The sequence below is a fragment of the Gilvimarinus gilvus genome (genome assembly GCF_030518155.1).
GTDB lineage: Bacteria > Pseudomonadota > Gammaproteobacteria > Pseudomonadales > Cellvibrionaceae > Gilvimarinus > Gilvimarinus gilvus.
Genome location: NZ_JAULRU010000797.1, coordinates 98626 through 113154, shown reverse-complemented (window position 1 = coordinate 113154; position 14529 = coordinate 98626). Strand labels below are relative to the sequence as shown.

The 14529-nt window shown below is 49.9% G+C and carries 11 protein-coding genes; 9 read left to right on the top strand and 2 right to left on the bottom strand.

All coding sequences use genetic code 11. The features are described from left to right. The first annotated feature begins 33 nt into the window (after nucleotides 1-33). From QWI17_RS20665 to tadA, 9 genes are all read left to right on the top strand, one after another. The gene (locus tag QWI17_RS20665; RefSeq protein WP_302724420.1) at nucleotides 34-216 is read left to right on the top strand and encodes a hypothetical protein; all 183 of its coding nucleotides are present in this window, start codon (nucleotides 34-36) and stop codon (nucleotides 214-216) included. A 166-nt stretch (nucleotides 217-382) separates the two neighbouring features. Continuing rightward, nucleotides 383-1225: a sterol desaturase family protein gene (locus QWI17_RS20660; RefSeq protein WP_302724419.1), complete on the top strand. Its 843-nt coding sequence runs from the start codon at nucleotides 383-385 to the stop codon at nucleotides 1223-1225. Next, entirely contained in the window at nucleotides 1225-2196 is a 972-nt protein-coding gene (locus QWI17_RS20655) for an NAD(P)H-quinone oxidoreductase (RefSeq protein ID WP_302724418.1), read from the top strand. Before QWI17_RS20660 ends, QWI17_RS20655 begins: the two co-directional genes overlap by 1 nt. Then, nucleotides 2186-3388: a CaiB/BaiF CoA transferase family protein gene (locus QWI17_RS20650; protein ID WP_302724417.1), complete on the top strand. Its 1203-nt coding sequence runs from the start codon at nucleotides 2186-2188 to the stop codon at nucleotides 3386-3388. Before QWI17_RS20655 ends, QWI17_RS20650 begins: the two co-directional genes overlap by 11 nt. A 505-nt stretch (nucleotides 3389-3893) precedes the next feature. After that, nucleotides 3894-7157 carry a TonB-dependent receptor gene (locus tag QWI17_RS20645; RefSeq protein WP_302724416.1) on the top strand — a complete coding sequence of 1088 codons (3264 nt, stop codon included), beginning with the start codon at nucleotides 3894-3896 and terminating at the stop codon, nucleotides 7155-7157. A 160-nt stretch (nucleotides 7158-7317) separates the two neighbouring features. Beyond that, entirely contained in the window at nucleotides 7318-8334 is a 1017-nt protein-coding gene (locus QWI17_RS20640; protein WP_302724415.1) for a cupin-like domain-containing protein, read from the top strand. A gap of 9 nt (nucleotides 8335-8343) precedes the next feature. Then, complete coding sequence (locus QWI17_RS20635) at nucleotides 8344-9891, top strand: tryptophan halogenase family protein (RefSeq protein ID WP_302724414.1); 1548 nt, start codon at nucleotides 8344-8346, stop codon at nucleotides 9889-9891. 8 nt (nucleotides 9892-9899) lie between these two features. Continuing rightward, a complete protein-coding gene (locus QWI17_RS20630) occupies nucleotides 9900-11405 on the top strand; it encodes a tryptophan halogenase family protein (RefSeq protein WP_302724413.1) in 1506 nt (501 codons plus the stop codon). Nucleotides 11406-11525: 120 nt separating this feature from the next. After that, a complete protein-coding gene (tadA, locus tag QWI17_RS20620; protein WP_370659575.1) occupies nucleotides 11526-12260 on the top strand; it encodes a tRNA adenosine(34) deaminase TadA in 735 nt (244 codons plus the stop codon). 12 nt (nucleotides 12261-12272) lie between these two features. Here tadA and QWI17_RS20615 read toward each other — a convergent pair whose 3' ends face one another. After that, a complete protein-coding gene (locus tag QWI17_RS20615; RefSeq protein WP_302724412.1) occupies nucleotides 12273-12707 on the bottom strand; it encodes a hypothetical protein in 435 nt (144 codons plus the stop codon). Between the two features lie 92 nt (nucleotides 12708-12799). Next, nucleotides 12800-14299 carry a membrane-bound lytic murein transglycosylase MltF gene (gene mltF / locus QWI17_RS20610; RefSeq protein ID WP_302724411.1) on the bottom strand — a complete coding sequence of 500 codons (1500 nt, stop codon included), beginning with the start codon at nucleotides 14297-14299 and terminating at the stop codon, nucleotides 12800-12802. Nucleotides 14300-14529 lie beyond the last annotated feature (230 nt).

The window sequence follows — 14529 nt, the reverse complement described above, 5'->3', positions numbered from 1 at the left end:
CCGTAAAACAATTAAAACTGACTCGGGGTTAAGATGATTAAAGCTGCTTATAAAATCGGACTTGGTGTTGCGTTACTGTTTGCCAGTGTAATAGCCATCGCAGGTACGGCGGTGCCAACGTCGTCCACGACTTTGCCGGTCGACTCCCCTTTTGCTATCGGTGCGCTCGCCGCAGCAGTTCTTGTAATCGGCTACCGTTTGTTACGCAAAAAATAAAGGTCGGTTCAGCCTATTTTTATCCGGGTCACGCTGTGCACTTTCAGTTGTGGTTACTCGGTTAGGATGTTGGAAGACAGAGCAGAGCTGTACTTCTTGTTTAGAGTTGGTGCTGAGATTTATACCGATTTAGCAATGTTTTGCTGGGGCCCCAAGGTGAAATCGTATGGAAACATACCTCTGGTATGCACTGTGGTGCGGCATTGTACTGTGCATAACCTGGGAAATGCTTGCGCCCAGGCGTCAAGCTGGTAAGCAGACAAGCTATCGGTGGCTCAATAATGGTCTGCTAACGCTGTTAAATATTTTTTTGGGGCGCTGGTTTTATGCCCTGTTGTTGGCTGGCGTGGCGTCACTGAGCTTCGACCATAAAATTGGATTAGTTGGCGCTTGGTCAATTGGGTTCTGGGGGGGGCTGCTCTTGGCCTTCGTGGTTTTTGAGCTTTTGGATTATTGGCTCCATCGAGCTTTTCACGCATCCTCTTACCTGTGGCGGTTTCACGCGGTACACCATAGCGATACCGACTTGGATTTTTCGTCCGCCTACAGACATCACCCCTTTGAAGTGCTTCTGACGATATTCCTGCACCTACCCATTGTGCTGGTGTTGGGTTTGCCACCGGCCGCAATACTAGTTTATCAATTGTTTAGAAATTTCATGGCGGTATTTAGCCATAGCAATATATACCTTCCCCTGTCGGTTGATCGTGTGCTGAGGTGTTTTGTAGTAACCCCTGATTTCCACCGTACTCATCACAGCAGTGAGCGAACCTATACCAATAGTAATTATTCGTCGTCGGTATCCTGGCCAGATTATATTTTTAGAACAATAAGGTTGCGAGATTTTGCAGAGCAAGCGGATTTTGAGTTGGGTCTTGAGTATCTTCGATCGCCTGAGGATTCACGCACCGACCGCTTGTTGCTGTTACCTTTTCGCTGGCCTGGTGCAAGTATTAACCGGTCAGTGTTATCACCCGAAGATACATCAAAAATAACTCCCGAACGATGATGCAAGCAATTGAGTGCAGCGGCCACCGTGCTGAAGATTTAAAACTAGTCGAGACAACTAAACCTATCGTCGCTGCAAATCAGCTTTTAATCAAGGTTATGGCCGCGGGTGTGAATCGCCCTGATATTCTCCAGCGCCAGGGGTTTTACCCGCCTCCTGCTAATGCCGATTCTCGATTGGGCCTGGAAGTTGCCGGAACGGTAGCGGCTGTAGGGAAGGGAGTAAGCCAGTGGCAATTGGGTGATCGTGTCTGTGCCTTGGTTAATGGCGGCGGTTACGCTCAGTATTGTGTGGCCGAGGCAGGGCAAGTTCTGCCAATTCCCGCGGGGCTGACAGCCGTTCAGGCGGCGAGCTTACCGGAGACTTATTTTACGGTGTGGCACAATCTTTTTCAGCGCGCCAACCTTATGGCAGGCGAGCGCGTTCTTATTCACGGAGGTAGTGGTGGCATAGGGACTACCGCTGTGCAGCTTGCTGCGTACATGGGGGCTGAAGTAGTAACAACAGCAGGGTCCGCCCGCAAATGTAATTTCCTGGAAACTCTGGGCGCCACTCGTGCTATCAATTATCGCTCGGAAGATTTTGTCAGTGTGGTTCGGGGAATGGGCGGTGCAAATGTCATCCTCGACATTATAGGCGGTGATTACATTGCCCGAAATTTTAAAGCCGCTGCGTCCGAAGCTCGTATTGTTAACATCGCGTTTTTACAGGGCAGTAAAGTTAATATTGATTTATTACCGGTGATGCTCAAACGACTAGAGTTCACCGGCTCAACACTGCGCTCGCAAAGTGATGCTATTAAGGCCAAAATAGCGCAAGAGTTAAAACAAGCGATATGGCCGCTGTTGGAAACTGGCGCGGTGCGCCCCGTGGTGACACAGGAATTTTTAATGCAAGATGCAAGTCAGGCCCATGCACTCATGGAGTCAGGCGAGCATATGGGCAAGTTGGTATTGATCAATGAAGTCTAATAAAAAGCCGTTAACCGGTATTCGCGTCATTGAGTTTGGGCAACTAATCGCTGGCCCGTTTGCAGGGTCGCTGCTGGCTTATTTTGGCGCGGAGGTTATAAAAATCGAACCGCCCGGCAAGGGCGATCCTATTCGCGGCTGGCGAGCGGTAGAAAATGGTACCTCTTATTGGTGGCATTCTATTGGTCGCAATAAAAAGAGCGTAACCTTGGACTTACGTACCGAGCAGGGCGCTGACATTGGCAAACGGTTAGCGCTCGGTGCCGACGTGGTGATTGAAAATTTTCGCCCGGGCGTTATGGAGTCTTGGGGGCTGGGGCCCAATGAATTAAAAAGTTCGAACCCTGGTCTCGTATACGCCCGCATATCGGGTTATGGCCAGACCGGTCCCTACGCCAACAAGCCTGGCTTTGCGTCTGTGTGTGAGGGTATCAGTGGCCTGCGTTATGTCAACGGTCATCCGGGTGAGGCGCCGGTACGCCCCAATTTAAGTATCGGTGACTCTATTGCCGGCTTGCACGCGGCATTTGGGATTGTAATGGCGTTACTGGGGCGCGAACGCAACGTGAGCGACGGTCAGGTTGTGGATGTCGCCCTGTACGAATCCATTTTCAATTTAATGGAAGCCGTGGTGCCTGAGTACTCAGGTGCAGGTATTGTGCGCGAGCCTTCGGGTAGCACCGTCACCGGTATTGTGCCCACCAACACCTACCTGTGCCAGGACGGCAAATACATTGTGATTGGCGGCAATGGCGATTCAATCTTTAAGCGCCTGATGATTGCGGTGGGGCGGCCCGATTTAGCCCAAGACGCAACGCTGGCTGATAATGCTGGTCGCGTTGCCAACGAAGGGCGCATTGATGCGGTGCTGGAAGCCTGGTGCCAAGGTTTGCCAAGTATTGACGCTGTGCAGCAGCTAGAGCAAGCTCGCGTACCGGCGGGGCCGATCTACAGTGTGGCCGATATGTTTACCGATGAGCACTATCAAGCACGCGGTATGTTTGAGCGTGTAGAAATTGATGGCAAGCCGCTGGACATTCCCGCCATGGTGCCCAAGCTTGAGGACACGCCGGGTAAAACTGAGTGGTCTGGCCCTTGTGTCGGGGAGCATACTCAGTCGGTGCTCCGTGATGTACTGGCCTTAACGGATCTTGAAATCGACAAATTGCGCCAAGCTAAAGTCATAGACTGAGTTCGTATTGACTCTGCAACCGGTTACCTCAAGGTTCGAGCTTTCTGGTTATCTAACCGTGTCGCTACCTCCGCACGGTCCCCCTTCCTGTTTTTAATGCCGATTCCTAATATATTTGGCTCTTCTATATTCACTTTCTCGTTAAATAGCCTTAGTTCAGAGCAACGTTTGTCACGCCAAGTGCCTCGATTTAGTGCGGTTTGAGCGGCATCTTCCGTAAAAATTCTACTTTAGTGCGCGAACCTCTGCGTCTTTCACGCGCAAGTGTAAAGTTTGGCACAAGGCTTGACAACGTTGTCGGGTTGGTAGTTATATAAAGTATCATGTTTGAATCTTAAAAATGTTAGAAAATAACAATGTTTCAACCATGTGTCTCTTCACGGTTTCGGCTCGGAGATTTCTGAGCCGGTTTTTTTCTGCAGGCGTGAGGAAAAGCAGTCAAGCGAGGATTTGTCCGAATTTTGGGCGAGTAACTAGTCGAAGAATTCAATAAAGGATATGGGTTATGCAATTTCACAAGAAATTACTCAGTTTGGCCGTTTGTGCGGCGGCCTCTGGTGTAGTGCTGCCTGCCTATGCGCAGGAAGATTTGGCCGATTCTGATGAGTTGGTTGAGGAAGTTGTGGTACGAGGCATGCGCGTAAGCATTGAAACCGCGCAGGACATGAAGCGTTACGCAGACACGGTTAAAGACGTTATCACAGCGTCTGATATCGGCGCGCTACCTGACAAATCGGTTACCGAAGCGCTCCAACGCGTTCCGGGTGTAACCATTGAGCGCTTTGCATCTTCTGATGATCCTAAGCACTACGCTGACGAGGGGACTGGCGTGTTGGTACGTGGTTTGGATCGAGTTCGCTCCGAGGTGAACGGGCGCGATGCCTTCAGTGCTAACCCTTACGGTGGATTAAATTACGAGGATTTCCCGGCAGAATTGTTGGGAGCTGTCGAAGTGGTTAAAAACCAGACAGCTGATCTCATCTCAGGTGGTATTGCCGGCACGGTTAATCTGATTTCACGCAAACCATTTGATTCTGAAGAGCGATTAATTTCATTTAATGCAAAGGCCAACTATGGTGATTACCGCGAGGAGGTAACCCCGTCGTTCTCAGCGCTTTTCTCCGATAGCTGGGACACGGAAGCGGGTAGCTTTGGCTTCCTGCTTGCGGGCTCGTCCTCCGAATACAAGACTCGTGGTGACGGCGTCGGTTTAGGTAATTTCCACTCGCGCGGGGTTGATACCACGCCTTCAGCAAGTTGGGACCTATGGGGCACTCCAACAGGCCCGGGCGCGGTAGAGGGCGACTACGACAGCCCTTGTGTACCGAATGCGTTGGCTGGAGGTTGGGCTCCGGCAGATTGCGATGGCCCTGCTAATATTATTACCGCGGAAGACGCTTATTACTCGCCTTATGAAGGCGTTGGCTTAACAGGTCAGGCAGAAGATACTTTCTTGTATACGCCTGCTCAGTTCCACATGAGCACCGCCGAGAATGACCGCGAGCGCGCAGGCCTTACGACGTCCTTACAATACGCCAATGTCGATGAAACAATAGTAGCAACCGCCGAGTACATCTACTCTGACGCCTCTCTCGAGTGGGACGAACGTCGTATCGGGCAAGCCGCACAGGGATTCAAGTCGTTTATGGCTGAATCTCACGACTGGATTGGCGATGACGAAAATGGTTACCCTCGTACGTTTGATGACAACGGTTTCTTGACCTCCGGTATTGGTTTGAACAATAACGCCGAAGTACCTCTGATTTACATGACGCGTTGGTACCGCGATGAAAATACCGTTGAAGACGCGTCGTTTAATTTAGAGTTGATGCCGACCGATCGTTTGACGATTGAGTTGGATTATCAGCGCGTAGAATCTGAGCAGTTCGTTCACAGCTACAATATGCAAGCTCGAACACGCGGTAACGTTGTGCAGGATTTGTTGCCCTACTTCCTGGATTTGCGCGGCGATCGACCTACCTTTGAATTTCTCAATGATGATGTCGATTTCTATGGTTGGATCGATGAGGAGAATTCTCAACCCGCGGCATTCTTAGGGGCTGGCTTGCAGCAAGAAGCCCACAATACGGCAGAATCTGACAGCTTTAAAATTGATGCATCTTATGCGTTTGATGGCATCATTACCGGAGTCAGCGCCGGTGCCTATTATTCTGACAAAGAGTTGATTGTTCGCGATACGGAATATGCTGCATTTTCTCCCATTGCTACAGGCTATCTTGCCGACCAGCGTGTTCAGGGGGCCGCCGTAAACCGTCCTGGTTTGTTTGACCAGATTGATATGTCCGACTATTACAATGGCGATGTGATTCGAGGTGATGTCAATACGTTCCTATTTCCAAGCCTGGATTTGGTAAAAGACTACGCCAACTCGTTGCGTCGAGGTTGTGAAGAGGGCTGGTCCACTGAGGGTGATGCACTTGGTAATGCCGCCGATGGCAGTGGTGGTTGTGCTGTACCTTACTCAGATATGACAAATCGTGTAGAAGGCCCTTTTGCCGCGCATGACATCAGCAAGGCCGGAGAGGAGCGCACAGAGTTTTACCTGCGCGGTGATTTCGATTTTGCCGACTTGCCGGTGCCGATCAAAGGTAATATCGGTGTGCGGTATGTGAATTACGAGCTGGAGTCCACAGGCTACGTTGTAGCACCGCCCGAAACCAGTCGTGGTGGAGAGCAAACCGCCGCATTCCTGCAGGAACAGTACCCCAGTGTCTACGCATTTGCCGACGGTGGCTCAATGCAAAGTACCGTACAGGGTACAGATTACGACACTATTTTGCCGAGCTTTAATGTTACATTTGGTTTGACCGATGACGTGGTGGTGCGCTTCGGTGCATCGAAGGGGTTGTATTACCCAAGCCTTGTCGATACTCGCAACCGGGTAATCGTTAGCATGGATGTGGATTCAATGCTCGAGGACGAATCACTTCCGCAAGACAATGACACCAACCCGGTAATTGGTATTGATAGTGTTCAGCTGACCGCTGCCGCCAGTAACCCATACCTTGAGCCAGAGGAGTCGGTTAATTTAGACCTGACGGCAGAGTGGTATTTTGCACCCGCCGGCTCTTTGACTGTGGGTTTGTTCCGCAAAGAACTGGACAATATTATCCGCAACCGACAGTTTGATCTGAGTGTAGAAAATAATGGCTCAACCCAAACGGTATCTGCCTACGGGCCCGCTAATACCGGCTCGGGTGATATTCAGGGTGTTGAGTTTTCTTACTCTCAGTTCTACGATTTCTTACCTGGTGTCTTGAGTGGGTTAGGCTTGCAGTTTAACTACACCTACATTGATCAGAATGGGTTGGAAGATCCTAATGGTGCGGTAGCGCCGAGCACACGCTTCAATGCCGCGGGTGAGCAAATTCAGGATGAGCGCAATACATTCCGTGTTTTTAGTGGTTTGCCGTTACAGGGGTATTCGGATGAAAACCTCAATATTATCGGTATGTATGAGTACGAGGATGTGTCGTTCCGCTTGGCTTATACCTGGCGCTCAGAGTACTTGTTGACTTTACGTGAGTCTGAAGACTTCTCTCCAGCCTACGCAGAAGCAATGGGTATGATGGATGCTAGCTTGTACTACACCATAAATGACAACCTGAAAATTGGTATTGAAGGCAGTAACTTGCTTGATACTGAAACAAAGACCCAGTATCAATTTAACCAGGAAGGCGATAGAACTGATGCGCTTAGCTTTACCACTGACCGTCGATACGCACTCAGTATTCGTGCGACGTTCTAACCGTAAACTTAGCCAAAAGCACTAGGAATGGGGGCGTGTGGCAGGAATGCTGCCCCCCCTTTTTTTAACTAGTTTAATGCTACTTTTTATTAGTATTATTTTGATAAGCAATAGTATTAATTGGTGCATAGCATAGTGGTTAAATGGTTTAGGTGAGAGTATGAGTGAATTTAAGCTGATACCGGAGTACAGCGATTTATCACCAAAACAGTTTCACGAAGAAATTGTGCCGCAGCAAAAGCCTATTGTTATGAGAGGATTTGCTGCGTCCTGGCCTGTTGTGGAAGCGGCAAGAAAATCCTCGCGAGATTTCGTTAAGTACCTCAACCGTTTTTATAATGGTAGTAAGGCGACGGTATTGTTGGGGCATCCCAATATTAATGGGAACTTTTTTTATAATAATGACTGTACAGATTTAAACTATATACAAGGTGATGAAAGGCTGGATTTGTACCTTGGTCGTCTTCTCGAATTGGCGCAAAAAGATGTTTATCCTGCAGTATCTGTGCAAAGCATATCCCCCGAAAACATTCTTCCGGGTTTAGCTGAGGAGAATGTCACTGATTTTTTTACGGAAACCTTGCCGCGTTTGTGGATAGGCAATCAAACGGTTGTGAGTGCACACTTCGATTCCTCGGACAACGTGGCTTGCGCCATCGCGGGCAGGCGAAGGTTTGTTTTGTTTCCCCCTGATCAAACTGGAAATTTATACCCTGGGTCGCTAAATTTCACTCCGGCGGGCGTGCCAGTTAGCATGGTTGATTTACATAATCCGGACTTCGATCGGTATCCACGCTTTCAGAGCGCCTTGGATAGCGCTTTCGCTGTGGAGCTAGAGCCGGGAGATGCTGTTTTCATTCCTATGCTGTGGTGGCATCACGTTGACGCGCTGGAAAAAGTGAATGCTTTGATGAACTACTGGTGGAACGGGGCTTTTGCCAAAAATCCAGTAAGCCCGAAACCTATCGATGCTTTGAACATGGCGTTACTTTCTATGCAAGATTTGTCGCCCATTCAGCGCAGCGCTTGGCGGGAGGTATTTGATCATTACCTGTTCAAAAAGAACGTCGATCCGAATAGCTATATTCCCGAGCAGTGTCAGTATGCGATTGGAAAGATTACACCTGAGGCAGAGAGAAAGCTCAAAGACGACATTATCCAGCGATTACAAGCCTAGGCATAACCTATGAAAATTAAGAAAATTGCGATTGTCGGGGGCGGGGCAGCGGGCTGGTTAAGTGCAAACCATTTGGGTCTTGAGCTAATGCGTGACCCCGAAATTCAGATAACTGTTGTGGAGTCAAAAGACATTCCCGTAATCGGCGTTGGTGAAGGCACGGTGCCGGCGATACGGAATAGTTTACAAAGGTTTGGCATTAGTGAAGCTGAGCTTCTATTGGAGACTGACGCTACGTTTAAAACGGGTGTCAAGTTTTATGGCTGGATGAGCTCTAGCTTTGCACCTGAAGCCAATTTTTACTACCATTCGTTTGATCTGCCGTTTCCGGGTGGTTTTGACGTAACTCCATATTGGATGTCTAATAAGGGCGTTAAGTACTCAGAGCTTTCCAAAGCCTACAGTATATCTGAAGGTAACTTCTGCCCGAAAAGGAAAGATTCTCCCTCTTATCAAGGCGTTGTAAATTATGCCTATCATTTCGACGCATCAAAATTTACGGCTCTCTTGGCCCGAAACGCCAAAACCCGCTTTGGCGTTCAGCACAAGTTTGAGACGGTAGATAATGTTCTTTTGCATGATGATGGTTTCATTAAAGGCCTGCAGTACCAGTCAGGTGATACGGAAGAGTTTGATTTCTATATTGATTGCAGTGGTTTTTCCTCGCTTATCTTTGATAGAGCGTTGGGAGTTAAATTTATTGATTTGGCTCACCAAATTCCAACCGATACTGCGCTCGCGATGCCGGTTAAAACCAGAGTTGATGATGAAATATTCCCTTACACAAAAGCAACGGCGCATACCGCAGGTTGGATTTGGGATATTCCATTGAGTACGCGACGTGGCACTGGGTTTGTGTATTCCTCGGCACACATGACAGAAGATGAGGCCCTGCGAAGCTTCTCTTCTTATCATGGCGTCGATCTGGATAACCAGGATGTAAAAAAGGTGGCCATGAAGGCGGGTTACCGCGAGAAACTTTGGCAGAAGAATTGTGTGGCATTGGGTTTGGCCGGCGGTTTTGTCGAACCCCTGGAAGCAACGTCACTCTATGTGACAGACACACTCTGTGCTATGTTGGCCAAACGGTTTCCCGTCGTGAAAGACGATATTACCTTGTATTCCAAGTCTTGCAATGAGTTGGCTGAAGTAGTCTGGGGGCGAGTCATCGATTTTATTCGCTTGCATTACGCCATTTCTAATCGTCGGGACAGTGATTTTTGGCACGATGTCACCGAGCAAGCGCCAGTTTCCGACCTGCTGAATGAAAGGTTGAATTTGTGGCGCTATGCCATACCTCAGCGCACGGATTTTCCCAGCACGCATGAAATTTTTCTCGTCGAAAGCTATTTGATGGTGCTCTATGGTATGGACTATTCCACCCGTCCTCTGCAGCTGTCCGACAAAGTGAGGAAATTATCGCAAGCCGCGATAGATAATCACTTAACCAGGGCAACGACCTTGACGCAGACCTTGATGTCGCAAAAGCAGTGGCTGGCAGAGTTTACAGTGTTCGCAAAGAATTCTACCTCGCGCACCCCCGGCAATCAAAAATAGGTGCGTATATGAAAGAATCAGGAGCTTGTCCAGAAAAGATTGTAGTTGTCGGAGGCGGAACCTCCGGCTGGATGGCGGCGCATTTAATTCACGCTCGTTGGAAAAATGCAGAGATTGTTTTACTCGAACCTAAAGATATTGGAACTGTTGGCGTAGGAGAGGGGTCTACGCCGCACCTTAAGGTCTTCTTCGATACTATCGGGATATCGGAAAGTGAGTGGATGCCTCGCTGCAATGCTACATACAAAAATGGGATCAATTTTTCAGGATGGTCAGCGAGGCCGGGTTTTAGCACGTATTTTCATCCGTTCCCAGCGCAAGTGGATGACCTCACAACCCCTTTGTTGTTTCGTATGGCGAAAAATCGTCTGCTTGGTCGTAATGTAAATGCGCATCCAGACCATTTTTTTTTAGGGTCGTACCTGACTCGTGAAAATTTAGGGCCAATTGCCGCTGAATGTTTTCCTTTTACTGTCGCTTATGGCTATCATTTTGATTCCGCGTTGTTGGGAAATTTCCTTGCTGAACGCGCGAGTAAGAAAAATATCAGAGTGCTCGATGCCGCTGTTATCGAGGTTATGTGCAGCGATTCTGGTGAGATAAATGCCTTACGGTTAGATGATAACAGTACACTTAGGGGCGACTTCTTTATCGACTGTACAGGTTTTCGTTCATTGTTGTTGCAATCAGCGCTAAGAGTTCCGTTTAACAGCTATAAAGATACTCTATTCAACGACTCTGCGGTTGTAATAGCTGGTGAAAGACCTGAAGTGTTGCCGCCGGCGACTCAATCAACTGCACTATTGAATGGGTGGGCCTGGCAGATTCCGCTGTCAAACCGTATTGGTAACGGTTATGTATACAGCTCCCGGTATATCGATTCTGATCAGGCCGAGCTTGAATTAAGGTCCCATCTCGGATTGCTGGAAAGCAATGTCACTGCCAAGCATCTTTCTATGAAAATTGGTTGTGTGAAAAAGCACTGGACTCGAAATTGTCTCGGCGTTGGTCTTTCTCAGGGGTTTATTGAACCCTTAGAGGCTACAGCGCTCGCCCTCACTTATGAAACGGTCGTGCACTTTATGCATTGTTTTGAGCGTGGGGTTTTTTCGAATAAATATGAGGCGGAATTCAACGACACCATGAATGCCAAGTTTGCAGGGGTTCGGGATTATATTGTGTGCCACTATAAGGCAAGCCAAAGGCTTGATACGCAATATTGGCGAGACAATGCATCAAACGGCCGGGTGTCCGAGCGTGTCAAAACGATACTGCAGCTCTGGTCGGAGGGCGATAATTTTGAACAGACTTTGAGTGGGCAGCAATTAAGTGGCGTGTTTCCTGCTAAATCCTGGGCGTGCATGTTAGCAGGATACGGTTACTTCCCGGCTGGTATTGCCTCCAGTTGTTCAGCCAGCTCTCAGGCTGAGCTTGATCAGGTTGCCGACTTTATTCGTCGGTGCGGGTTGAATTTTACCCCCCACAATGAGCTTTTGGGGCAATTGGCTCATTAGCTATTAGGCAGGCTGGTGAGTTGGGGTGCCTCTGATAGTAGTTGTGCCTGAGGTCGTGGGAGAGGATGCAATTTGTGCCCTATCGCCTTAAAATGTGTTTTTGTCTAGTTCGAGTTTCTTATGCAAATCTCCCCTGGTTTATATCGCCATTACAAAGGTAGCGAGTACTTTGTCTATCGCATTGCTACCCACAGTGAAACCCGCGAGGCGCTGGTGGTTTATCGCTGCCTTTACGGTGATTTTTCCTGGTGGGTTCGCCCCCTGTCTATGTTCATCGAAACCGTGCTGATCGACTCGGAAGAAATCCCTCGTTTTGATTTCGTAGCGCCTATGAGTATCGCTGAGGCCGATCGCCGCGCTTTAGGTGAAGGCAGCGCACCGCAAACCAGTGAGGAAGATGTGCAGTGGATGCGCGAGGCCATGCAGCTTGCGGAACGGGCCGCTGACAACGATGAAGTGCCGGTGGGGGCTGTTGTCGTTAAAGATGGCCAGATCGTAGGGCGCGGGTACAATCGACCTATTGGCGGATGCGATCCCACCGCTCACGCTGAGGTAATGGCGGTACGAGAGGCAGCGCGCAATCTTGAGAATTATCGCCTGAGCGGGTGTACGTTATATGTGACCCTGGAGCCATGTACCATGTGTGTAGGGGCTATGGTTCATTCGCGTATTGAACGCTTGGTATTCGGTGCGAGCGAGCCCAAGTCAGGGGTAGTTCACAGCCAGGCGCAGTTGTTGGAGTCGCCGTTTTTTAATCATCAGGTGGGGGTTACGCCGGGAGTAGAGAGCGAGGCCTGCCAAACTCAATTGCAGGCCTTTTTTAAACGTCGCCGGGCGGAAAAAAAGCGCGGTTAGCCGTTGGCCTACTTAATGCGCAGGGCTATTTTCTATGTCGGAAACATCTTTTAGTGCAGTTGCTGCCGGCTTACTTTTTTTAATGTCGGAGTGAATACCCACTGGATTGCAGTTTTTGAGCGTTACCCGCCCCTGCAATACATTACCTTTCGAGTATTCTGCAAAGTGGCAAATGTTAGTTTCCGGGTCATAGTTTTCCACCCATAGGTTGTCGTCTTTCCAGGTGGTGGCGAGGTGCTGTTGGCCCTCGGGCACTTTGATTGTCATAACGCCGCCATAGCGCTTTACAAAGACTTGTTCAAAGTGAAAGTAATACGCGGCCCCACCGCCAATGAATACAACTAAAGCGCCAACTATGGCGCTGCGCCAGAAGTTGTTCTTACCGAGCAGAATAAGCACCATCATGGCAAGAAACACCACCGCGCCCCAATATAGATACGTAATCATTGTGAGTCCCTTTGGTTAAAACTCCAGTGTTGCGCTTGCGCTTACCGGTGTCAAATGAAATGACAGGGCTTAGGTGTCGTGCAGATCCCGAGTTACAAAATAGACATGGGCATTAAGGGGGAGTCCTCGGTTTCGTCAGGCAGCTCAGCGGCCTCTAGATTTTCGCCACCGTTGGCCATGGCCAAACGCCGCTGCTCTTGCTGCGCGTGCCAGGCGATGATGTCGCGGTACTTAAATATATTATTGGCGTACTGTACCGGCTCCCAGCCGCGTGCGTAGCCGTATTTAAGCCCACTGTAGTACTTGCGTTTGGCCAGTTTTGGTAGGTGCTGCTGTACGTCTTCCCATAGGTCTGGATTATCTCCCAGGTGCTCGGTAAGGCGCCGCGCGTCTTCTAAATGACCCATGCCCACATTGTAAGCGGCCAGTGCCAGCAAAGTCCGGTCGGGCTCGGCAATTCGGTCAGGAATGCGGTTGTACAAGGATTTAAAATACCGGGCGCCGCCGCGAATACTTTGCTCTGGGTCCAGCCGATTTTTAATGCCCAATTCTCGCGCGGTGGTTCGGGTTAGCATCATCAACCCTCGAACACCGGTATGCGAACGTGCCCGCGGATTCCAGTGCGACTCCTGATAACTCATAGCTGCTAACAGTTGCCAGCTGAGGTCAGTCTCCTCGGCGACTTTTTGCATCGTTTCCTGCCACTGCGGCAAGCGATCCTCGAGGCGCTGAGTAAACAGCAAAGCACCGCCCGTGCTAACCCGATCAGACGTATCAAAGAACTCGTGCGCTAATTGCTCGAGCGCGCCATTTTCTTCCGCCTCCTGCAAAAACGCCTGCGCCTTGTCTAGAAGTGAACGGTCGGCCCGCTTGGGAAAGGCCCAGCCCAGCTGGTCGGTATCGCCGAGTTCAAAAGCAACCTGAGCGCGAGGGAAGGTCTGTGCATTGATGGCGTACGCATTTGAGTCGACTATGGCGTAGTCAATTTCTCCGCGATGCACCATCTCCAGCAAATCGATCATTTCCAGGCTGTCTTGCTCGCGCCACGATAGCGCAGGGTAGTCGCGTTGCAATTCTTGCAGGCGCTCGACATGGGAGGAGTCGGCAATGACCAGCAGGTCGCCGTTTAGCTCAGTAATGTCGGCGGGCTTGTCCTGACCACGGCGGTAAATTAACTGCTGCGTTACTTCCAGATAGGGTTGAGTAAATGCCACTTTACGTGCCCGTTGCGCAGTAATACTCAGGCCTGCGGCGGCGAGGTGGGCCTGTTCATCGTCAATTCGCTGAATAATGGTGGCCAAACTGGCTTCATCGATAAGCTCCAGCTCGACGCCTAAGTAGTCAGCGAATCCTCTCAGCAGGGTGTACTCGAAGCCGGTTTTGCCGTGCGGGCCCTCGTAATAAGTGGTAGGGCCATTGCGGGAAAGGACTTTTAGCGTGCCAGACTCGATCACTTGCTCCAGCGCAGTGGGCGTGCGACTGGCGGCAAGCGAGACTGCCATTGCGATCAAAAGCGTACTAAACACCAGGCGACGCGGTCTAAACCGCGCCGGTAGGGCGCTAAGATAGCGTCTGACAGCATCTAACAGCATGCAATACAGCCTTCCGGTTAGCACCGGCCCAGTTAAAACGCGTCGGCGACCGGATATGCGGGGCGCCGCCTCAATAAGTCGCCCAAAAGGCGACTTGTGTGCAAATTTTGCGCGATTCTATACACTCTGAGTGTGATGCGCCAGCTTGAATCTGCATCACTTTTCGAGTAGGGCTGCCTGAATTTTAGTCGAATTGAACGACGGAGTCTAAAGCCTAATAGACGTAAGCA